The organism is Cellulomonas hominis (assembly GCF_901521055.1).
Lineage (GTDB): Bacteria > Actinomycetota > Actinomycetes > Actinomycetales > Cellulomonadaceae > Cellulomonas > Cellulomonas endometrii.
Genome location: NZ_CABEGA010000029.1, coordinates 115981 through 136782, shown reverse-complemented (window position 1 = coordinate 136782; position 20802 = coordinate 115981). Strand labels below are relative to the sequence as shown.

Genomic DNA, 20802 nt, shown 5'->3' with positions numbered 1-20802 from the left:
GAAACACCTAGTCTTCCTGCGTGCTCCCCCCTCGACCCGCGCTGCGGCGCGCCCTCGCGACGCTGGCGCTGGCCGCCGTCGTGGCGTCCGCCGGGACGGTGGCGTCGGCCGGGGCCCCGTTCGCGGCGACGGCGGCGGCCGCTGCGGACCCCGTGGCCGTCGCGGTCACGACCGGCTCCGACGCGGCGCTCGCGACGGGCTGCTCCGACGGTGCCGCGGGGACCACGCTGCGCGAGGCGCTCTGCCTCGCCGCGGCGGAGCCGAGCGCGGTCGTGTCGGTGCCGGCGGGGACGACGGTGACGCTCGCCGCCGGTCCGCTGACGTACGCGCCGGCCGGTCCCGCCACGCTGAGGGTGACCTCCACCGGTTCGTGGACCGTCGACGGAGCGGGCCGCCGGATCCTCGATCTCGACCCGCGGCTGGTCGGCGGCGTCGACGTGACGCTCGAGGGTGTGGAGCTCCGGGGTGGCGTGCCGAGCGCCGCCGACGCCGCGGTCACCCCCGGGGGCGGCGCGGTGCTCGCGGGCACCGGCGACCCCGACCGTCCGGACGCGCTCACGCTGCGCGACTGCGTCGTGCGCGACAACGCGAACGCCGTCGGCGCGGGGGACGCCGCCGCGGCCGGTGGCGCCGTGCAGATGTCCGGCGGGACCCTGACGATCGACCGCTGCACCTTCTCGGGCAACACCGCCGACGGTGCGCCCGGCGGTGCGGTCGCCATGCTCGGCGTCGGCGCGCCCGACCGCGTCCTGGTCACCGGCTCGACGTTCGACGGCAACACCGTGACGGGCGGGTCCGCGTCCGGCGTGCTCGGCGGCGGGGCGCTGTTCGTCGACGGTGCGCTCCTGACCGTCCAGGGCTCGACGCTCACCGGCAACCTGGTCACGTCCGGTGCGGTGGCCGCGGCCCGCGGCGGCGCGGTGCTCGCCACCGGGACGGCGTCGGTGCAGGGGACGCGGGTCGAGGGCAACCGGGTCTCCGGGTCGGGCGGGCCGGGCGACGGCGGGGCTCTCTGGCTGGGCGGCGGCACCGTGGCGGCCTCCGTCCTGGTCGGCAACACCGACACCGTCACCGGGACCTCCCGCGCGGCGTCCGTGGTCGGGCCCGTCCAGGCGGCGACCAGCTGGTGGGGCTGCCCCGCCGGCACGGACGCCGCAGGGTGCGGGGCCGTGGGCGTCACCGGCATCGAGCCGCGTGCGACCCTCGCGGTGACCGCCGACGTGGAGCGGCCGGTCGCGGGCGACGAGGTCGTCGCGACTGTGGGCGTCGTGCTCGCGGACGGCACGCCGGCGCCCGCGGCGCTGCTGCCGGCGCTCGCGGGCCGCGCGGTCGCGTGGGCGTTCGACCCGGTCGCCGACGCGGGCGCCGTCCAGCAGGACGCGGTGCTCGGCGGCGACGCGACCGCCTCGGCGCGGTTCACCCGCGGCCCGGCTGCCGCCCTCACGGTGCGCGCGACCGTGGACGCCGTGACGGGGACGACGACGCTCACGCAGCCCGTCCCCCCTGCCGTCACGGACCCGGCCGGCGTGACCGCGGTCGAGGGCACCGACGCCACGTTCACCGTGACCGCGACCGGGTCGCCGGCACCCGCGCTCCGGTGGGAGCGGTCCGCGCCCGGCGCGTCCGCGTGGACCACCGTCCCCGGGGCGACGGACCCGACGCTCGTCGTCACCGCCGAGCGCGCGGCTACCGGCACGCGGTACCGGGTCGTCGCGACGAGCTCCGCGGGGACGGTGACCAGCGGGGCGGCGACGCTGTCGGTGACGTGGGGCCCGGAGGTCACCGACCAGCCCGACGACACCGCGGCGCTCGCGGGTGCCACGGCGCGGTTCGAGGTCGGCGTGGCGGGCGACCCGCTGCCGTCCGTCCGGTGGCAGACCGGCGGTGACGGCACCTGGACCGACGTGCCGGGCGCGACGGGGACCCGCTACGAGCGCGTCGTCGGGACCGGCGACGACGGCCTCCAGGTGCGGGCGGTGCTGACCGGTGCCACGGGCGAGGTCCCGAGCGCGCCCGCGACCCTCACGCTGCACACCGCCCCGGCGTGGACGACGCTCCCTGCGGACGTGACGGTCGCCGAGGGCGGCACCGCGACCTTCCGCGCGGCGGCGTCCGGGGTGCCCGCGCCCGCGCTCACGTGGCAGCGGGCCGAGGCCGGGTCCTCCTCGTGGACCGACGTGCCGGGCGCGACCACCGGCGAGCTCACCGTGATCGCGGGCCGCGCCGACCAGGGTGCTCGGTTCCGTGCCGTGGCCACCAGCCCCTCCGGCAGCGCGACGTCCGCCGAGGCCGCGCTCGTCGTGCACTGGGGCCCCGAGGTCACCGGTCCCCAGGACGTGACCGTCGTCGCCGGCGGGACCGCTCGGTTCACGATCACGGCCGCCGGGTTCCCCGCACCGACCGTGCAGTGGCAGACCGGCGCGGGTGACGGCTCGTGGGCCGACGTGCCGGGCGCGACCGCGAGCGTCTACGAGCGGCCGGCGTCCCCCGCGGACCACGGGACGGTCGTGCGCGCCGTCGTGTCGGGCGCCGGGGGCACCGTGACCACCGCGGCCGCCCGGCTCGACGTGCACACCACGCCGGTGTTCGTCGTGCAGCCCGCGGACGCCACCGTCGACGAGGGCGGCGTCGCCACGTTCACCGCGTCCGCCTCCGGGACGCCCGCGCCGGCCCTCCGCTGGCAGAGCCGCGCACCGGGCGCCGCCTGGACCGACCTGCCCGGCGCGACCGCCGGCACGCTCGCCGTGCCGGCGACCGCCGAGGCCGACGGCACCCTGTACCGCGCCCTGGCGTCGAACGCCGTCGCCGCGGACGTCCCGAGCGCCGCCGCCACGCTGGACGTGCTCCGCGCGCCGGTCGTCAGCGACCCCGCGGACGCCTCCGTCCCGGCCGGCGGGACAGCGCGCTTCACCGTCACGGCGACCGGCGACCCGGCGCCCGTGGTCACCTGGGAGACCTCACCGGACGGCGTGACGTGGACCGCGGTGCCCGGGGCGACCGGCCCCGTCCTCGCGCTCGTGCCGGACGCCTCGCAGGACGGCCTCCGTGTCCGTGCCGTGGCCACCGCGACGCTCGTCGCCGGGCCCGTCCGCGTCACCAGCGCCGCCGCCACGCTCGAGGTCGTCGCACCCCCGGACGTGGTGGCCACGCCCGAGGGGGTGTCCGCCGACGGCATCTTCCGGGCGGTGGCCGGGCGGCCCGCCGCGCTGACCTGGGTCGTCGACGCCGAGGCCGGCACGGCTCTCTGGGAGGCCTCCCGCGACGCCGGCCGCACGTGGGGTCCGGTCCCGGACGGCGCCCGTGCCACGCAGGAGGTCGTGACCGACGGCGTACGGCAGGTGGCGCTGCGGCTGGCGGCGCTGCCGACGTCCGGGAAGGTCCGCCACACCCTGACCTACACGCCGACGGCCGCGGACGACGGGCTGATGGTGCGGCTCACCGTCACGAACCCCGCGGGGGCGGTCTCGACGGACGCCGTGACGTTCCGGGTGTCGGCCGCACCCGGGCAGCCCTCGGCCGCACCGGGCACCCCCGGCGGCGGTCCGGCGGCCGGCACCCCGTCCGCCGCACGCCCCGCGCTGGGCGTCACGGGCTCCGACGCCGGTGCGCTCGCCGCGGCCGCCGTGGTGCTGCTGGTGGGCGGCGCGGTGGTCGTGCTGGCCGTGCGTCGCCGACGCGCCTGAGCGACGACCCCCCGGACGCACGAGAGCCCGGCGCGGCACGCAGCAGCGCGCCGGGCCGGGCTCGCGTGGTCGAACGCCGGGGTCAGCCCTCGATCGTCGTGCCCGCCGGGATCTGGCCGGGTGCGCCGTCGGCCTCGACGACCGCCGTGCCCGTCGCGACGACGCCCGCGCCGAACGTCCAGTCGCCGTGCACAGTGAACGACGTCGCGCCGCGCAGCGACGGGGCACCGCCGGCGAACCGCTGCTCGAACTTCCCGACGGTCTTGTAGACCTTCGTGTCGAGGTCCACGAGCGGGGCCTTCTCGACCGCCAGCCGCAGCGTCGAGTCCTCGGCCAGGTCGTACGCGTCGGACCGGATCAGCAGCAGGTCGTTGGTGGTCTTGACGGGCAGGAACCGCTCCCGGCCCACGGCGATGGCCGTCGCGCCCTCGAACACCTCGATGGCGGCGCCCATGGCGGTCTCGATCTGGAACACCTCGGGGGAGGAGGGGTCCGTCGGGTCGACCGTCTTGACGTTGCGGATCAGCGGCAGGCCGAGCACGGCGCCCCGGGCCTCCAGCGCCGCGGCGATCTGCTCCAGGTCGAACCACAGGTTGTTCGTGTGGAAGTACGGGTGCCGGTGCTCGTCGGTGAAGTAGTCCATCTCGTCCGCCGGGGTCTGCGCGGTGTCGCGCAGGATGAGGCGGCCGTCGGACTTCCGGACCGCGAGGTGCCCGCCCTTGCGGTCCGCGGCGGTGCGGCGGCACAGCTCCGCGGCGTACGGGGCGCCCGACGCGGCGAACCAGCCGGCGATCGTCGGGTCCGGCGCAGCGCCCAGGTTGTCGGAGTTCGACACCGAGGCGTACCGGAAGCCCGCGTCGAGCAGCTGCTGCAGCACGCCGGACGCGAGCAGCGCCGTGTACAGGTCCCCGTGGCCCGGGGGGCACCACTCGAGCGTCGGGTCGGCCGGCCAGGACACCGGGGTCAGGTCCGAGGTGAGGAGCTTCGGCTCCTGGTTCTGCAGGAAGTCCAGGGGCAGGCCGTCGACCGCGAGGCCCTCGTGCTTCGCCAGCGCGGCGAGCGAGTCCTCCTGGGTGCGGAACGAGTTCATGAGGATCAGCGGGAGCCGGGCGCCGGTCTCGGCGCGCGCGTGCTGCACCTGCTCGACGATGAGGTCGAGGAACGTCTTCCCGTCGCGCACCTCCAGCAGCGACTTCGCCTTGTCCATGCCCATCGAGGTGCCGAGGCCGCCGTTGAGCTTGATGACGGCGGTCTTCGCGAAGGCCTCGCGCGCCGCCTCGGGGTCGATGTCGAGGTCCGCCAGCTTCGGCGGGTCCAGCAGCGGGTCGATGGTGCCCTCGGGGATGAGGCCGGTCGCCCCCGCCTCGAGCTCGCGGTAGTAGTGGGTGAACACGTCGATGGCGGTGGGGGCGACGCCCGCCGCCGCCATCTTGTCCTGGGCCTGCCGCAGTCCGGAGTCGCTCATGACCCTGATCCTAGGAACACCGGGTGAGGCGCGGCGACCGCCGGTGCTGTGACGTGCCGGACGGACGACCCGCCGCCGTCAGTCGCCGACGTGCTTGCCGTACCGCTGCCGCGCGGCTTCGCCGGACGTGCCGACCAGCTCCCCGATGACCTTCCACGACGTGTGCTCCTGCCGCGCGGCGGCGATCGCGTCGGCGAGGTCGCGCTCCGCCTCCGCGCGCCGGTAGGCCGCGAGGCGCACCGCGGTGACGGGCGAGACGGTCCCGCGGTCGCCCGGCTCCGGCTCGTAGGACTCGAACTCGTCGGCGAGCTGCTCGGACCTGGCCAGGATCTCGTCGAGCGATCGGGGCATCGTCGTCACCTCCGGAGGAACTTCGTGCGGGCAGGGTGCCCGGCTGGTACAAGGTAACTTGTGGGCGGCGCAGTGGGAAGGCGCAAGGCCGTCGTCCACAGGCCCGTTCGCGGGGCGGGTGGTCAGTCCAGCGCGGCCCGCACCGGCGCCAGCGCCCGGTCCAGCAGCTCCGGAAGCCGAGTCCGCCCGGCGCCGGCGTGCGCCCAGGCCTCGACCGCCGCCACCAGCGCCCCGGCCCACGCCGTCCCGGCGACGCGCGCGTGCAGCGGCTCGACCCCCCGCGCGGCCGCGTAGGCGGCGAGCACCCCGCCCAGGTCGGCGGTCCGGCGCGCGGCCGCGAGCCGGAGGTCGTCGCCGAGGCCCATCGCGTCGGCCTGGGTGAAGGCGAGCGCGACGTGCTCCGCGGGCAGGTCGGCGGCCAGCTCGTGCAGGGCACGTGCGACGGCCTCCCCGACGGTGCCGGACGTCCGCCCGGCCAGTGCGGCGCGCAGCCGGTCGACGCGCTCGTCGAACCCGGCCCACAGGAGGTCGGACTTGGCGGGGAAGTAGTTGAAGAAGGTGCTGCGGCTGACGCCCGCGCGCTGCGTGATGTCCGCGACGGAGGTCGCGGCGTAGCCGCGCTCCAGGAACAGCTCGCCCGCGGCCTCCTCCAGCATCGCGCGGGACGAGGCCGGCGGTCGGCCCGTGCGGCGGGCGGCGGGGTCGGGCACGCCCGTCATCGTAGGACGCGGATCACACCGCGGAGTCGGGTCGACGCGCCTGACCGGGCCTATTGTTGGACGCAGTGCAACAACGGCGCCGAGTGCCGCGCCGACCCCGGACCCGAAGGCGGACCCCGTGCTCCACTCGCTGCGACCCACCCGTGCGCGCCTCGCCGGCGCCCTGGCCGGCGGCCTCGTCCTGACCCTCGCCGCCTGCTCCGGCGGCTCGGGCGGCTCGGGCGGCTCCGACGACGCCGCCGCGACGACCGACGGCGGCACCCTGGTCTACGCCACCGGCGACGCCGAGCCGACCTGCCTCGACCCGCACGTGGGCGGCAACTACCCCCAGGCGCTGATCAGCACCCAGTACCTCGAGCCGCTGGTCGGGCGCGACGCCGACGGGACGATCCTGCCGTGGCTCGCGACGGAGTGGACCACGTCCGAGGACGGCCTCACCTGGGACTTCACGCTGGCCGACGACGTCACGTTCACCGACGGCACGCCGTTCGACGCGGAGGCCGTCAAGGTCAACGTGGAGCACCTGCAGGACCCGGACACGCAGTCGTCGACGGGCTACCTGGCGATGCAGAAGGTCCAGCAGGTCGAGGTCGTCGACGCGACGCACGCGCGGTTCCACCTGACCGAGCCGGACGCGGCGCTGCTGGAGTCGCTCAGCCAGCAGTGGACCGCGATGGAGTCGCCGGCGGGGATCGCCCGCGGCATGGACGCGAACTGCGCGGAGCCGGTCGGCACGGGCCCGTTCGTCGTGGACGAGTGGACGCCGCAGCAGCAGGTCGTGCTGGTCCGCAACGACGAGTACGTCAACCGGGACCCGCAGTCCGACCACGACGGCGTCGCGCACCTCGACCAGATCGTGTGGCGGTTCATCCCCGACGCCGCGACCCGGTACGCGGCGCTGCGCTCCGGCGAGGTGCAGGTGATCGACAACCCGCAGCCCGACGCCATCGCGCAGGCCGACGAGGGCGGGGACATCACGCACGTCGACGCCCCGCGGCCCGGGTCGTCCAACCGCATCGAGCTGAACAGCCTGCAGGCGCCGTTCGACGACGTGCGGGTGCGCGAGGCGTTCGTCCGCGCGGCCGACCCGGAGCCGGGCATCGAGACGCTGTTCGCCGGCACGGCCACGCGCTCGACCTCCCCGCTGTCCAGCGTCGAGCCGGTCGCGTACTCCGACGCGGACCTGTTCACGACCGACGCCGACGCGGCCGACGCGCTGCTGGACGAGGCGGGCTGGACGGAGCGCGACGACGAGGGGTACCGCACCAGGGACGGGCAGCGCCTGACCGTGCGGTTCCCGGTGAGCACCAACCAGTCGGTCGCGGCGGAGCAGTCGCTGTTCGAGCAGATCCAGGCGAACACCAAGGAGGTCGGTTTCGAGGTCGTCCTGGAGCCGATGGACCTGTCCGGCTGGTACGGCGCCCTGGGCGCCCACGAGTACGAGGCCGTGTCCGCGCCGTACACGAAGGTGGGCCCGGACGTCCTGCGGATCCTCTACCACTCGGAGGGCACCGTCCCCGCGCCCAGCGGGTACTTCGCGAACCACGCCGGCGTCACCGACCCGGCGCTGGACGACCTGCTGGACCGCGCCGCGACCACGTCGGACGACGCCGAGCGCGCGGACCTCTACGAGCAGGCGCAGAAGATCGTGCTCGAGGGCTACTACATCCTCCCGCTCTACGACCAGCAGAACCACTTCCTCACCCGTGGCGTGACGGGCGTGCGGACCCTCGACACGGTGTCGACGCCGACGTTCCTCGACGCGCGGCTGGGGGCCTGACGACCGCGATGACGCCGGGGTGGCTCCGCTGGCTGCTCGGCCGCCTCGGCTCCGCCGTGCTGGTCGCGTGGGTCGTCGCCACCGCGGTGTTCTTCGCCCTGCGGGCCGCCGGCGGGGACCCGACCGAGGCCATCCTCGGCGGACCGGGCTCGCAGGCCGGGCCGGAGGCGGTCGAGCGGGCGCGGGCCGAGTACGGGCTCGACCAGCCGCTGCTCGTCCAGTACCTCGTGCAGCTGTGGCGGGTGCTGACGCTCGACCTCGGGGACTCGTACTCCCGCAAGGTGCCCGTCGCGGACCTGCTCGCCGAGCAGCTGCCCGGGACGATGCTGCTCGCCGTGCTCGCGCTCGTCGTCGCGTGGGTGCTGGCGCTCGCGGTCGCGACGCTCGCCGTCCGGGCGACGGGCCCGGTCGGGCGGGCCTGCGCGGCCGTGCTGCGCGGCGCCGAGGTGGTCGCCGCGGTGGTCCCGCACTTCTGGCTGGGGGCGGTGCTCATCGTGGTGTTCTCCTCGACGCTGGGCTGGTTCCCCGCCACGAGCAGCGGTACCGACCCGGCCGGGCTCGTGCTGCCGACCCTGACGCTCGCCGTGCCCGTCGCGGGGTTCCTCGGCCAGGTGATGCGGGACTCCCTGGAGGAGGCCGCCGCCGCGCCGTTCGCCACCAGCGCCCGCGCGCGCGGGGCGTCGCCGACGCGGGTGCTGTGGCGCCACACCCTGCGGCACGGGGTGCTGCCCGCGGTGTCGCTGTCCGGCTGGGCGTTCGGGTCCCTGCTCAGCGGCGCCGTGGTGGTGGAGACGCTCTTCGGCCGCCCCGGTCTGGGCCGGCTGCTGCTCGACGCGACGATGCAGCGGGACGTGCCCGTGGTGGTCGGGGCCGTCGTCGTGGTCGCCGTCGCGTACGTGCTGGTGATGCTGCTGGTCGACCTCGCCGAGCGGGCGCTGGACCCGCGCCTGCGGGGGGCGGCTGGTGCCCCCGGCACGTCCGGCGCCCCGGGTGCGCGCGTGCCCGGCGCAGGGGAGCCGGCGGTGCTCGGATGACCGCCGCGACGCTCGACCGGGCGCGTGCCGTCCGTCCGGCCGGCCGCACCGGCGTGGTCCTGCGCGGTCTCGGCGTCCCCGGGGTGCTGGCGGCGCTCGCGGTCGTCTGGATGGTCGTCGCCGTGCTGTGGCCGGACGTCCTCGCACCGGGCGACCCGAACGCCATCGCCGCGCGGGCGGCCTTCACCGCCCCGGGCGCCGCACACTGGTTCGGCACCGACGAGTCCGGCCGCGACGTCTACACGCGCGTCGTGCACGGCGCCGCCGCCTCCCTGGGCATCGGCGCTGCGGCCACGGCCATCGGCGTCGGGGCGGGGCTCGTGCTCGGGTTCGCCGCCGGGCTGGGACCGCGCTGGCTGGACGCCGCGATCGGCCGGGTGCTGGAGGTGCTGTTCGCGCTGCCGACCCTGGTGCTGGCGCTGCTGCTCGTCGCGGTGCTGGGCGCGGGCGTCGAGGCGTCCGTGCTGGCGGTCGGCGCGGCGACGGCGCCCGGGTACGCGCGGATGCTCCGGGCACGGGTCCGGTCGGTCGCGTCCAGCGGCTACGTGGAGGCCGCGCGCCTGGAGGGGCACGGGCCGGCGCGGGTGCTGCTCCGGCACGTCGTGCCCAACACCCTGTGGCCGCTGGTGTCCGTCGCGACCCTCGGGATCGGGCAGGCCGTCGTGTGGGTGTGCGCGCTGAGCTTCCTCGGCCTGGGGACGCTGCCGCCGTCGCCGGAGTGGGGCGCGATGCTCAACGCCGGCCGGGTGTACATCGACACCGCGTGGTGGCTGACCGTGTTCCCCGGGCTCGCGATCACCGTGACGGCGGCGTCCCTGACGGTCCTGGGGCGGCGCGTCGGGGCGGTGGCCGCGTGACGCGGGCGGGGGGCCGGGCCGGCGAGGCCGTGCTGGACGTCGCCGGACTGCGGGTGCAGTTCCCCGGCGGCCCCGAGGTGCTGCGCGGCGTCGACCTCCGCGTCGGCCCCGGGGAGTGCGTGGCCGTGGTCGGCGGTTCCGGGGCCGGCAAGTCGGTCCTGGCCCGGACGCTCGTCGGGCTCGCGGCCGAGGGCGCCCGGGCGCAGGTCCGTGCGGAGCGGTTCCGGCTGCTGGGCCGGGACGCCGCCGCGCTCACCGCGCGCCAGTGGCGGTCCGTGCGCGGGCGGGACGTCGGCCTGGTCCTGCAGGACGCGCTCGGGTCGCTGGACCCCCTGCGCACCGTCGGCGCGGAGGTCGGCGAGGCGCTCGACGTGCCGCGGCCCGGTGGCTCCCGGCCGTCACGGGTGGACCGCGCGGAGCGGGTGCTGGCGGCGCTGGCGGACGCCGGCCTGCCGGACCCGGCGGTGCGCGCGCGGCAGCGGCCGGGCGAGCTGTCGGGCGGCATGCGGCAGCGCGCCCTGATCGCGTCCGCGCTGGTCGCGGACCCGCCCCTGCTCGTCGCGGACGAGCCGACCACCGCGCTCGACGCGACCGTCGCCGCCCGGGTGCTGGACCTGCTCGCGGGTCTGCGCGACCGCGGGACGGCCGTGCTGCTGGTGACGCACGACCTCGGTGCCGTCGCGCGGGTCGCGGACCGCGTCGTGGTGCTCCGCGACGGGCTCGTCGTCGAGGAGGGCGCGACGGCTGCGGTCCTGGACGCGCCGCAGGAGCAGTACACCCGCGACCTCGTGGCCGCCGCACGGCTGGGCGAGGGGCCCGGCGCGATGCCGCCGCCGGGGGAGATCGTCCTCGAGGGGCGCGGTCTGCGGCGGGCGTTCCCGCTGCCCGAGGGCGGCAGGGTCGACGCGGTCGACGGCGTGGACGTGCAGGTCCGGGCCGGCGAGGCCGTCGGGCTGGTCGGCGAGTCCGGCTCGGGCAAGACCACGCTCGCCCGCCTGCTGCTCGCCGCCGACGTCCCCGACGCGGGGGAGGTGCTGCTCGACGGCCGGCCGTGGTCCGCGCTGCCCGAGCGCGCGCGCCGGCCGCTGCGCTCCGGGGTGCGGCTGGTGCCCCAGGACCCGCTCGGCACCGTCGACCCGCGCCTGACCGTGCGGGACGTGCTGCGGTCCGCCCTCGCGACGGCGCCGCGGCCCCCGGCCCGCGCGGACCGGGACGCGGCGGCGACGGCGCTGCTCGACCGGGTGCACCTGCCCGCGTCGGTGCTGGACCGCCGGCCGCGCACGCTCTCGGGCGGTCAGCGGCAGCGCGTCGCGATCGCCCGGGCGCTCGCGTCGGACCCGCGGGTGCTGCTGCTGGACGAGCCGGTGTCCGCGCTCGACGTGCAGGTGCAGGCGGCGGTGCTCGACCTGCTGGTGGAGCTGCGGCGCGAGCACGGGATCGCGATGGTGCTCGTCTCCCACGACCTCGGCGTGGTCCGGCGGGTGTGCGACCGGGTGCTCGTCATGAGCGCCGGCGGCGTCGTCGAGCAGGGCACGGTCGCCGAGGTGCTCGGCGCCCCCCGGCACGACGTCACGCGGGACCTGGTCGCGGCCCGCGCGTTCTGACGCCGCGGGCGGGCCGGGCCTGCGGCGCCCCGGGGTGCGGGGCGCCGCGGACCGGTCAGACCGTGACGACGATCTTGCCGCGCGTGTGCCCGGTCTCCAGGGCGCGGAACGCGTCCGCGGCGTGGTCGAGGTCGAAGGTCTGCGAGACCTCGACCTGCACGACCCCCCGCGCCGCGAGGTCCGCGAGCTCGGCCAGGCCGGCGGGGTCGGGGCGTACCCAGACGTACTGGCCGCCCAGCTCGTCGCGGGCCCGCGCGTCGGTGATCGACACGATGGTGCCGCCCGGGGCCAGCAGGTCCGGGGCGGTGTCGATCGCCTGGCCGCCGACGTAGTCGAGGATCACGTCGAAGCCCCCGGGCGCGACGGCCCGCGCAGCCTCGACGAGCCCGTCGCCGTACGCCACCGGCTCCGCGCCGAGCTCGCGCAGGTACGCGTGGTTGCCCTCCGACGCCGTCCCGACGACGCGCGCCCCGGCGTGCACCGCGAGCTGCACGGCGATGGACCCGACACCGCCGGCGGCCGCGTGCACCAGCACCGTCGACCCCTCGCCGAGCCCCGAGCGGCGCACCGTCTGCAGCGCGGTCAGCCCCGCGAGCGGCAGGCCCGCCGCCGCCTCGAACGACAGGCCCGCGGGCTTCTTCGCGGCGGTGCGCACCGGCACGGACACGTACTCCGCGAGCGTCCCGTCCGACACGACGTCCTTGCGCGCGTACGCCAGGATCTCGTCGCCGGCCTCGAACTCCGGGGTGTCCAGCCCGGGCTTCACGACCACGCCCGCGACGTCCCACGCGGGCACTGCGGGCAGGTGGGTGTCGATCAGCCCCTGCAGGTACCCCTCCCGGACCTTGTAGTCCACGGGGTTCAGCCCCACGGCGACCACCTTCACCAGGACGGTGTCCGGGCCGATGTGCGGCTCCGGGCGCTCGACGACCTGCAGGACCTCGGCCCCGCCGAACTTCTCGTACACGACTGCCTTCATACCGACTGCGAACCCGGCGCCCGCGCGGCGCATTCCGTCGCGGGTGCCGGGAAAGGCGTGACCGCGGACACCCCGCGGTTCTACGGTGGAGGCGTCCGAGGGCACGGGGGATGTCGTCGACACCCCGCCGGAAGACTCTCGGCGCGACTCGAGAGGCGTGGTCGAGATGGATTTCTGGACCGACTTCTGGGACATCATCTGGTGGTTCGTGTGGGCGTTCGCGTTCATCGCGTACCTGTTCGCCCTGTTCTCGATCATCGGGGACCTGTTCCGCGACCGGGAGCTCTCCGGCTGGTGGAAGGCCGTCTGGCTGGTCTTCCTGGTGGTGCTGCCCTTCGTGACCGCGCTCGTGTACCTGATCGCCCGCGGCAGGGGGATGGCCGAGCGCAGCGCCCGCGCGGCGAGCACCGCCCGCGCCGCCGGCGAGGAGTACATCCGCGACGTGGCCGGGGCCGCGCCGGGTCAGCAGATCGCGCAGGCCAAGATCCTGCTCGACGACGGCGCGATCGACCGCGCGGAGTTCGAGTCGCTCAAGGCGCACGCCCTGGCGCAGGCGCGGGGCGCGTCGAGCAACGGGTCGGACGGCTCGGGGGTGCACCGGGCGCCCGCCGCCACGGCCTGACGGCGCCTGCCGGCGTCCGGGCCGGCCGGGCTCAGTCCGGCCGGCCCGCGCGCTGCGAGCGCTGCACCGCCGCGAGGAACAGCCGTCCGACGACCCCCAGGAACGCGAGCCCGCACACCATCTGCACCGTGGTGACGACGCGCGCGGCCCCGGAGACCGGCGCGATGTCGCCGAACCCGACCGTCGCGAGCACCGTCATCGTGAAGTACAGCGCGCCCAGCTTGTCCAGCGGCTCGGTGAACGACGCCGGCGCCGCCTCCGAGAGCGCCGCGTACCCGGTCGCGAACACCGTCACGAACAGCACGGCGGCCACCACGAACGCCTCGACCGCGCGCAGCATGGGGTACGGCGACCGGATGACGGTCCGGACCTGCCACACCAGGACGGCCACGAGCACCACCAGCCCGACGACCAGCAGCGTGAGCACCGCGGCGGTCGGCCGGTCGACCGGGCGTGCCACGTACACGAGCAGCAGCAGGAGCGTGGTGGCTGCGGTGCGCGCGACCGCCCGGGCCTGCTCCGCGCGCGGGGGCGGGAGAGCGGGAGGTCCTGGGCGGGTGGACGCCGGCGGTGCCGTCATGGAACGACATCATGGCCGCCCCGGCGCCCTGGCGGGAGGTCTCAGGCGGTGAGCAGGTGCGGCATCGCCGCGACCGGCGTCTCGAACCACACGGTCTTGCCGCGGCCCGGGTGCAGGTCGATGCCCCACCGGGACGCCAGCGCGTCCACGATCCGCATCCCGTTGCCGCCGGTGCGCCCGGCGTTGCCCGGGCGGACGACCGGCAGCGTGGGGTCGGGGTCGGTGACCGTGACGCGGACGCAGTCGTCGTGGCACTCCGCGGTCAGCGAGATGTGCCGGTGGGCCCGCGTGTGCACGACCGCGTTGGTCAGCACCTCGCTGGTCAGCAGCTCGACCGTGGCGGCCTCCTCGGCGCTGGCGTGCGCGCGCGTCGCCCGCTGCACGACCCAGGTGCGGCCCTCGGCCACGGCGTGCGGTTCCGGCTCCAGGACGAGCCGGTCCGGACGGTGGGTCATGGTCGCTCCTCCCGGTCGTTCCGCTCACGACGTCCGGTCCAGGGTGCGGCAGCGACGGGCTGCGCGCATCCGGGCGGGGGCGGGATCACCCCCGCGGTCACCCGGCCTCGGCCGCGGGCGGGTCCTCCGGCGGGGGCACCACCCGCACCCGGGCGATGCGGCGGCCGTCGACCGCGGTCACCTCGATCCGGTGCCCGTCGACCTCCACCGCGTCGCCGACGTCGCCGAGCCGCCCGAGGCGCGCGATCACGAACCCCGCGACCGTCTCGTACGGCCCGTCCGCGAGCCGCACGCCGGTGAGCTCGGTGAACTCCTCGATCGTGATGCCGGCGTCGTACGACCCGGGCGCGCCCTCGCGGGCCTCGGCGCCCGAGGAGCCCGGCATGTCGTACTCGTCGCGGATGTCGCCGACGAGCTCCTCGACCAGGTCCTCCAGGGTGACGATCCCGTCGGTGCCGCCGTACTCGTCGACGACGACGGCGATGTGCACGCCCTCGCGCCGCATCCGGGACAGCGACGGGAGCAGCTTGTTGGTGCCGGGCAGCACGACGATCTCCCGCATCACGTCGCGCACGTGGACGCCGTCGCGGCCCTGGGCCTCGAGAAGCTCGCGGATGTGCAGGAACCCGAGCACGTCGTCGAAGTCCTCCCCGATGACGGGGTACCGCGACCACGGCTGGTCACGCACCCGGTCGAGCGCCTCGGCGAGCGACAGCCGGGCCTCCAGGAAGTGCACCTCGCCGCGCGGGCGCATCACCTCGGCGACGGACCGGTCGGTGGCCTCGAAGACGTCGGTGAGGATCCGGCGCTCGTCCTCGGGCAGACCCTGGTGGGCGATGACGAGGTCCCGGAGCTCGGACTCCGTCATCTCCTCGCCGGTCGCGTGCGGGTCGCCGCCGAACAGCTTGACCAGCAGGTTCGTGGACGTCGACAGCAGCCAGACGACCGGCCGCATGAGGGACGCGAACCGGTCGAGCGGCGGCGCGACGGCCAGCGCCACCCGGGCGGACTGCTGCAGGCCGATGCGCTTGGGCACGAGCTCGCCGAGCACGAGCGACAGGTAGGCGATGATCAGCGTCAGCACGATCAGCGCGACGGTGTTCGCCAGGCCGGGGGAGGCCCCGAGCGCCTCGATGGCCGGGGCGAAGTCCGGCGCGATCGTGGACGCGCCGTAAGCCGCCGAGAAGAAGCCGGCGACGGTGACGCCGATCTGGACGGCGGCGAGGAACCGGTTCGGGTCCCGCGCGACGGACGCGACGCGCGCTCCGCGGGCGCTCTGCCGCTCGAGGTGGTTGATCTGGGTCTCGCGCAGGGAGACGAGCGCGATCTCGGTGCCGGCGAACACGCCGCCCACGAGGATGAAGAGCAGGACGAGGGCGATGCTGCCCCAGGTCTCGGAGTCCATCAGCGGCGAGCCCCCGTGCCGGACGCGCGCGGGGTGCGGGCTCGCCGCACGGGACTGCAGGGCAGATCAGGAGGGGACATCGCCCCATTTCAGACAACGCTCCCGGCGACGTCAACCGGACGGCCCGGCGCCTCGCACAGGATGCGCACAGCACCCGCGCGAATCCGTTCGCCGTTCGGGCCGTCCCGGCTGGTCGGCATCCCTAGGCTGACCTGGCGCCGGACCACCTGGGACCGGCGGACGCGTGCCGCGGCGGACGGCGCGGCGTCGTGCGGGACGGGGTGAGGCAGGAGTGGTCGACGTGGCAGCACGCTGGGTGCAGGGAGCGGTGCGCCGCGGTGACGGGCCGGGCCGGTGGTCCGGCGGTGCCCGCGCGCGCCGGCCGCTCGCGGTGCTCACCGTCGCGGCTCTGGTGATCGCGCTCGGTGCGTGCAGCGGGGGCGACGACGACGAGCGGCAGCAGGTGGCCGCGGCGCTCGCCGGGGCGCTGGCCACGGGTGACTTCGCGGACGTCCCCCTGGACGGCGCGACGGCGGGCGAGGCCGGCGAGCGGCGCGCCGCGGCGTACGAGGGCCTGGACCCGTGGGTGCCGCAGGTCGAGCCCGGCGAGGTCGTGGCCGCGGAGGAGGACGAGACCACCGCGTCGGTCGAGCTGGCCTTCACCTGGGACGTCGACAGCAGCGACGCGGACTGGACCTACACGACGCACGCCCGTCTGGTGCGCGTCGACGACGAGTGGCGGGCCGCGTGGTCGCCGATGCTGCTGGCGCCCGACCTCACCGACGCCGAGGTGCTGTCGGTCCGGCGGGTGCAGGCGGAGCGCGCGGACGTGCTGGGCGCGGGCGACGCGGTGATCGTCGAGGCGCGGCCGGTCTTCCGCGTCGGCATCGACAAGACCCGCGTCCCGGCCGCCGAGGCCGACGCGGCGGCGCGGGGACTGGCGGGCGCGCTCGGGCTGGACGCCGAGGCCTACGCGGGCCAGGTGGCGGCGGCGGGGGAGAAGGCCTTCGTCGAGGCGATCGTCGTGCGCGAGGGCGACCCCGCGTACGACGTGGCGGCGCTGTCGGCGCTGCCCGGCGTCAACGCCGTGTCCGCGGAGCTGCCCCTGGCGCCCACCCGGGCGTTCGCGCGGCCGGTGCTGGGCACGGTGGGCCCGGCCACCGCGGAGATCGTCGAGGAGTCCGAGGGTGCCGTCCAGGGCGGCGACCTCACCGGCCTCGGCGGACTGCAGAAGCAGTTCGACGAGCAGCTGCGCGGGCTGCCCGGGCTGACCGTCGTGGCGACGACGGGCGGCGCCGCCGAGCGGCAGCTGTTCCACGTGGAACCGACGGCTGGCCAGCCGCTGCGCACGACGCTGGACCCGGCGGTGCAGCAGGCGGCCGAGGACGTGGTCGCGACGGTGACCGGCAGCGCGAGCGCGGTCGTCGCCATCCGGCCGTCGACGGGCGACGTGCTCGCCGCGGCGAGCGGCCCCGCGGGCGGCGGCCAGAGCACGGCGACGCTCGGGCTCTACGCGCCCGGCTCGACGTTCAAGGTGGCGACGTCCCTCGCACTGCTCCGGGCGGGCCTGACGCCCGACAGCGTGGTGACGTGCCCCGAGACGGCCTCGGTCGACGGCCGGGACTTCCAGAACTACCCCGGCTACCCGGCGTCCGCGCTGGGCGACATCACCCTGCGCACCGCGGTGGCGGAGTCGTGCAACACCGCCTTCCTCACCGCCGCGGACCAGGCGCCGCAGGAGGCGCTGGCCTCCGCCGCGCAGGCGCTCGGCCTGGTGGAGGACGCCGACCTGGGCTTCGCCGGGGCCCTCGGCTCCGTGCCCGCCGAGGCCACCGGGGGCACCGACCACGCCGCATCGATGATCGGGCAGGCGCGCGTGCAGGCCACGCCGCTGGGCATGGCCACGGTGGCGGCGTCCGTCGCGGCCGGCGCGCGCGTCACCCCGCGGCTCCTGCTGGACGAGGGCGCGGCGCCCACCCCCGCGCCGGAGCCTGCCCAGCCGCTCACCGCACCGGAGGCGGAGGCGCTGCGGTCGATGATGCGGGCCGTCGTGACCGAGGGCGGCGCGACGTTCCTGCAGGGCGTCCCCGGTCCCGAGGTCATCGCGAAGTCCGGCACGGCGCAGTACGGGACCGGCGCCGACCTGCAGAACCACGCCTGGATGATCGCCGCGCAGGGGGACCTCGCGGTGGCGGTGTTCGTCGAGACGGGCGACTTCGGGTCGACGACCTCGGGCCCGCTGCTCGACGCGTTCCTGCGCGCGGTGCCGCAGGGCTGAGCCGCCCCGCCGCACCCCGTCGAGCCTGGGGCATATGCCCGATTTGGCCTGAGTGGGTGAAATGCGGCGTCTGTTCCTCGATCTGCTGGACGAACCCTTCCGTCGCGGCGGGCCGCGGGCCTACAGTCGGGATCGTCAGCGACAAGGGCAAACCCTCCGCGAGGAGGGGACGCAAAGCCACGGGACCCCCGCAGGTCAGCCGGGCTGCCGAACGAAGGACTCGTCATGGAACAGCGCGGCTTCTACGAGCCGGCCGAGCGGGACCGCACCGGTTCCGGCCTCCGCCCCGACGTCACGGGACGCACCGCCTCCCGCCTCACCTCCTGGTCCCGGGTCGCTGCGGCGCTCGCGGCCAGCGGTGACCTCGTCCCGACCCAGCGGGAGTGCACCGCGGCGTCCTGACCGGCGCTACAGCTCGCCGACGCGCTGCAGGTACCGCATCGACGCCCAGCCGACCGGGATCCGCAGCCAGTAGGTGAGCACCCGGAACAGCACGGCGACCGAGGTGGCGACGCCGGGGTTCACGCCCACGACCGACAGCGCGCCGGCGAGGGCGATCTCCGTCGTGCCGATGCCGCCCGGGGTCGGGGCGACCGACCCGGCGGTGTTCCCCACGAGGAACACGATGGCGACCTGCACGAGCGACAGCTCCTGCCCGAACGCGCGCAGGCACACCTCGAACGCGAGCACGTAGCCGAACGTGGTCAGCACGTTGCCGCCCAGGCCGATCGCCAGGCGGGTCGGCTGCCCGACCACCTCGATCAGCCGCGGCCAGGTCTGCCGCAGCGTGGGCAGCGTCTTGGTGCCCACCCACTGCCGCACCCGGGGCACGAGCATGGCCGCGGCGACGAGCGCCGCGAGGACCCCGACCGCGACGATCACCGTCGGGGAGACCGTGAACCGCTCGAGCTGGTTGGTCCCGGAGGCCACCGACAGCACGAGCAGCAGCAGCATCGTGACGATGAACTGCGCCACCTGGACCAGCGCGACCGTCGCCGTCGCGAGGGACGTCGACGTGCCCCGCCGGGTGAGCAGCCGCAGGTTCAGCGCGGCCGGGCCGATGCCCGCGGGGGCGGCCAGCGCCACGAACGTCGCGGCGGACTGCGCGACCGTCGCGCGCCAGATCGACAGCTTCACCGGGGAGAACGCGACCAGCGAGAGCCCGGCGCCGAGCAGCGTGAGCATGCCGAGCGCGAACGCCAGGACGCTGAGCCGCCAGTCGGTCGTCGCGAGCGCGTCGAGGATCGTCCGCAGGTTGATCGACGTCAGCAGGATGATGACCGCGACCGTCGTCAGCAGGATCGTCAGGACAGCCCGGGCCCCGAACCGCACCAGCTGCACCGGCTCGAGGTCGGCCTCGGGCAGGCGCGCGACCAGCGCGGAGCGCAGCTCGGTCAGCACCTCCTTGTGGGCGCGCAGCTCGTCGCGGGTCCGGCGGGGCAGCGCGATGGTCTGCAGCAGCGGGCCGATCGCGGCGATCTGGTCCTCGCGCAGCACGGCGACCGCCGACTCGAGCGCCCGGGTCGTCCCCACGCGCAGCGCGAGCAGCGCCACCAGCTGGGTCCGGTCCATCCGGCGCGCGAGGTCCGAGGACGCGACGTCGCCCTGCTCCCACCCGACCAGCCAGACCGTGGGCCGCGCGCCGCCGTCCGACACGAGGATCACGTCGCTGGTCAGCGCGCGGTGCGCGAGCCCGGCCTCGTGGGCCCGGCCGAGCTGCGCCCAGATCTCCCGCAGCACGTCGTCGCTGATGTGCTCGGGGTCGAGGTCGGCGAGCGGCACGGCGTCCGCCACCCGGTCCTGCACGAGGATCATCGACGAGTCGGCCTCTGCGATGCCGCGGAGCCGGGGGGTCCGGACGCCCGCGGCGGTGGCCGTGTAGGACAGCAGCGCCGCGCGCTCGGCCGCCTGCCGCAGCGACACCACCGACCGGCCGTCCAGGCCGCGCAGCCGCAGCGACCGCCACAGCCGGCTCAGCGAGCCGACCACCTGCCGGTCGCCGTCGAGCACCAGGACGTCGAGGAGCTGCCCGTCGGTCGTCGTCATCTCGTACACGCGGTGGTCCGCGGACCGCACGACCGCGCGCGCCGCCGGGGTGCCCGCGGTGCGCGCCACCTGGGCGCTCTCGCCGTCGGGCCGGTCCTCGTCCTCGCCGGCGACCCGGACCAGCAGGCGCGGGTGCCAGCCGGCACGGCGCACCCCGGCCACCAGGCTCGAGCCGTACGCGCGCTCGGACCGCACGCCGGACACGTACCGGACCGCGAGGCCCGTCGCCCGGCCGAGCAGCAGCGCCACCGCGACCCCCGGCAGGGACACGCCCGCGGTGATCACCATGATCCCGACCGCGACCCACACCATGTTCCAGGACCACGCGACCGTCCGGCGGCGGGTGCGCGGGCCGGTCGCGGTGAGCAGGCCCGCGATGAGCGCGATGTACCCCGGGATCGTGAGCGTGAGCTCGCCCGCCAGCCGCACCGAGAGGCCGGCGACGAGCTGGTCCGACCCGAGGCTCTCGATCAGCCACGCGACGCCCGAGGTCACGAGCACCGCCGCGATCGCCGCGACCGACGCCTCGATCATCTGCCGGCCGAGCCGCCGCAGGGCCAGCTCGGTCAGCACGGCCACCGGGACGATGAAGGTGACGACGCTCTCGAGCAGGGCGACCGGCACGATGAGCAGCCGGCGCAGCAGCGTCGCGAAGCCCTGGACGTCCTCGGCGACGCCCGTCGTGGTGTTGTGCGCGTAGGTGGCGAGCACCATCACCGCGACCGCACCGAGCAGGCTGAACACGACGCCCAGCAGGTCGCTCGGGTGGTGCACCCGCACCTCGGGGGTGTCGACGACCTGCGGCCGGTCGAGCCCGCCGGCGGGCGTCAGGATGCGCGGTCCCGTGGCGGCGCCCCCCGGTCGACCGGGCGCCGCCGGCGCGCTGGTCGAGGCGTCGGGCATGACGTGGAGTCTAGGCAGCGCGGCGCCACTCAGAGAGGGTC

16 protein-coding genes and 1 riboswitch are annotated in these 20802 nt (G+C 76.2%); of the genes, 8 read left to right on the top strand and 8 right to left on the bottom strand.

Features of this window, described 5'->3' with window-relative positions; translation table 11 throughout:
• The first annotated feature begins 20 nt into the window (after nucleotides 1-20).
• Nucleotides 21-3683: an immunoglobulin domain-containing protein gene (locus KJP73_RS08690; RefSeq protein ID WP_213282395.1), complete on the top strand. Its 3663-nt coding sequence runs from the start codon at nucleotides 21-23 to the stop codon at nucleotides 3681-3683.
• A gap of 82 nt (nucleotides 3684-3765) precedes the next feature.
• Here KJP73_RS08690 and KJP73_RS08685 read toward each other — a convergent pair whose 3' ends face one another.
• From KJP73_RS08685 to KJP73_RS08675, 3 genes are all read right to left on the bottom strand, one after another.
• A complete protein-coding gene (locus KJP73_RS08685) occupies nucleotides 3766-5148 on the bottom strand; it encodes a UTP--glucose-1-phosphate uridylyltransferase (protein ID WP_213282394.1) in 1383 nt (460 codons plus the stop codon).
• A 78-nt stretch (nucleotides 5149-5226) separates the two neighbouring features.
• Nucleotides 5227-5499 carry a hypothetical protein gene (locus tag KJP73_RS08680; RefSeq protein WP_213282393.1) on the bottom strand — a complete coding sequence of 91 codons (273 nt, stop codon included), beginning with the start codon at nucleotides 5497-5499 and terminating at the stop codon, nucleotides 5227-5229.
• Nucleotides 5500-5621: 122 nt separating this feature from the next.
• Nucleotides 5622-6209, bottom strand: a complete 588-nt coding sequence (locus tag KJP73_RS08675) for a TetR family transcriptional regulator (protein ID WP_249669227.1) — start codon at nucleotides 6207-6209, stop codon at nucleotides 5622-5624.
• Nucleotides 6210-6336: 127 nt separating this feature from the next.
• Between KJP73_RS08675 and KJP73_RS08670 the strand changes: the two genes are divergently transcribed.
• The 4 genes from KJP73_RS08670 to KJP73_RS08655 are packed head-to-tail and all read left to right on the top strand — an operon-like array spanning nucleotide 6337 to nucleotide 11493.
• Nucleotides 6337-7998: an ABC transporter substrate-binding protein gene (locus KJP73_RS08670; protein ID WP_213282391.1), complete on the top strand. Its 1662-nt coding sequence runs from the start codon at nucleotides 6337-6339 to the stop codon at nucleotides 7996-7998.
• An 8-nt stretch (nucleotides 7999-8006) separates the two neighbouring features.
• On the top strand, nucleotides 8007-9032 hold the full coding sequence (locus KJP73_RS08665; RefSeq protein WP_213282390.1) for an ABC transporter permease: 1026 nt from the start codon (nucleotides 8007-8009) through the stop codon (nucleotides 9030-9032).
• Nucleotides 9029-9889, top strand: a complete 861-nt coding sequence (locus KJP73_RS08660; RefSeq protein ID WP_213282389.1) for an ABC transporter permease — start codon at nucleotides 9029-9031, stop codon at nucleotides 9887-9889. The genes KJP73_RS08665 and KJP73_RS08660 overlap by 4 nt, the downstream gene beginning before the upstream one ends.
• Nucleotides 9886-11493 carry an ATP-binding cassette domain-containing protein gene (locus KJP73_RS08655; protein ID WP_213282388.1) on the top strand — a complete coding sequence of 536 codons (1608 nt, stop codon included), beginning with the start codon at nucleotides 9886-9888 and terminating at the stop codon, nucleotides 11491-11493. Before KJP73_RS08660 ends, KJP73_RS08655 begins: the two co-directional genes overlap by 4 nt.
• A gap of 55 nt (nucleotides 11494-11548) precedes the next feature.
• On the opposite strand, the gene KJP73_RS08650 is transcribed toward KJP73_RS08655, so the two are convergent.
• The gene (locus tag KJP73_RS08650; protein ID WP_213282387.1) at nucleotides 11549-12472 is read right to left on the bottom strand and encodes an NADP-dependent oxidoreductase; all 924 of its coding nucleotides are present in this window, start codon (nucleotides 12470-12472) and stop codon (nucleotides 11549-11551) included.
• 166 nt (nucleotides 12473-12638) lie between these two features.
• Here KJP73_RS08650 and KJP73_RS08645 point away from each other — a divergent pair, with 166 nt between their 5' ends.
• Complete coding sequence (locus tag KJP73_RS08645; RefSeq protein WP_213282386.1) at nucleotides 12639-13094, top strand: SHOCT domain-containing protein; 456 nt, start codon at nucleotides 12639-12641, stop codon at nucleotides 13092-13094.
• 31 nt (nucleotides 13095-13125) lie between these two features.
• On the opposite strand, the gene KJP73_RS08640 is transcribed toward KJP73_RS08645, so the two are convergent.
• From KJP73_RS08640 to KJP73_RS08630, 3 genes are all read right to left on the bottom strand, one after another.
• The gene (locus KJP73_RS08640) at nucleotides 13126-13674 is read right to left on the bottom strand and encodes a potassium channel family protein (protein ID WP_213282385.1); all 549 of its coding nucleotides are present in this window, start codon (nucleotides 13672-13674) and stop codon (nucleotides 13126-13128) included.
• A gap of 41 nt (nucleotides 13675-13715) precedes the next feature.
• Nucleotides 13716-14129, bottom strand: coding sequence for an ATP-binding protein (locus tag KJP73_RS08635; RefSeq protein ID WP_213282384.1), 414 nt, complete (start codon nucleotides 14127-14129; stop codon nucleotides 13716-13718).
• Between the two features lie 97 nt (nucleotides 14130-14226).
• A complete protein-coding gene (locus tag KJP73_RS08630) occupies nucleotides 14227-15534 on the bottom strand; it encodes a hemolysin family protein (protein ID WP_213282383.1) in 1308 nt (435 codons plus the stop codon).
• A gap of 301 nt (nucleotides 15535-15835) precedes the next feature.
• On the opposite strand from KJP73_RS08630, the gene KJP73_RS08625 reads away from it, so the two are divergent.
• On the top strand, nucleotides 15836-17812 hold the full coding sequence (locus KJP73_RS08625; protein ID WP_249669226.1) for a penicillin-binding transpeptidase domain-containing protein: 1977 nt from the start codon (nucleotides 15836-15838) through the stop codon (nucleotides 17810-17812).
• Nucleotides 17813-17948: 136 nt separating this feature from the next.
• Nucleotides 17949-18024, top strand: a riboswitch (cyclic di-GMP riboswitch).
• 13 nt (nucleotides 18025-18037) lie between these two features.
• Nucleotides 18038-18214 carry a hypothetical protein gene (locus KJP73_RS08620; RefSeq protein WP_213282382.1) on the top strand — a complete coding sequence of 59 codons (177 nt, stop codon included), beginning with the start codon at nucleotides 18038-18040 and terminating at the stop codon, nucleotides 18212-18214.
• Nucleotides 18215-18220: 6 nt separating this feature from the next.
• On the opposite strand, the gene KJP73_RS08615 is transcribed toward KJP73_RS08620, so the two are convergent.
• Nucleotides 18221-20761, bottom strand: coding sequence for a flippase-like domain-containing protein (locus KJP73_RS08615; RefSeq protein ID WP_213282381.1), 2541 nt, complete (start codon nucleotides 20759-20761; stop codon nucleotides 18221-18223).
• Nucleotides 20762-20802: the final 41 nt, after the last annotated feature.

Excerpts from the sequence above, each read along its gene's own strand:
- KJP73_RS08620 (WP_213282382.1), top strand. The coding sequence starts at position 18,038 with ATGGAACAGCGCGGCTTCTACGAGCCGGCCGAGCGGGACCGCACCGGT.
- KJP73_RS08680 (WP_213282393.1), bottom strand. The coding sequence starts at position 5,499 with ATGCCCCGATCGCTCGACGAGATCCTGGCCAGGTCCGAGCAGCTCGCC.
- KJP73_RS08615 (WP_213282381.1), bottom strand. The coding sequence starts at position 20,761 with ATGCCCGACGCCTCGACCAGCGCGCCGGCGGCGCCCGGTCGACCGGGG.
- KJP73_RS08640 (WP_213282385.1), bottom strand. The coding sequence starts at position 13,674 with ATGACGGCACCGCCGGCGTCCACCCGCCCAGGACCTCCCGCTCTCCCG.
- KJP73_RS08665 (WP_213282390.1), top strand. The coding sequence starts at position 8,007 with ATGACGCCGGGGTGGCTCCGCTGGCTGCTCGGCCGCCTCGGCTCCGCC.
- KJP73_RS08660 (WP_213282389.1), top strand. The coding sequence starts at position 9,029 with ATGACCGCCGCGACGCTCGACCGGGCGCGTGCCGTCCGTCCGGCCGGC.
- KJP73_RS08650 (WP_213282387.1), bottom strand. The coding sequence starts at position 12,472 with ATGAAGGCAGTCGTGTACGAGAAGTTCGGCGGGGCCGAGGTCCTGCAG.
- KJP73_RS08685 (WP_213282394.1), bottom strand. The coding sequence starts at position 5,148 with ATGAGCGACTCCGGACTGCGGCAGGCCCAGGACAAGATGGCGGCGGCG.
- KJP73_RS08630 (WP_213282383.1), bottom strand. The coding sequence starts at position 15,534 with ATGGACTCCGAGACCTGGGGCAGCATCGCCCTCGTCCTGCTCTTCATC.
- KJP73_RS08645 (WP_213282386.1), top strand. The coding sequence starts at position 12,639 with ATGGATTTCTGGACCGACTTCTGGGACATCATCTGGTGGTTCGTGTGG.
- KJP73_RS08635 (WP_213282384.1), bottom strand. The coding sequence starts at position 14,129 with ATGACCCACCGTCCGGACCGGCTCGTCCTGGAGCCGGAACCGCACGCC.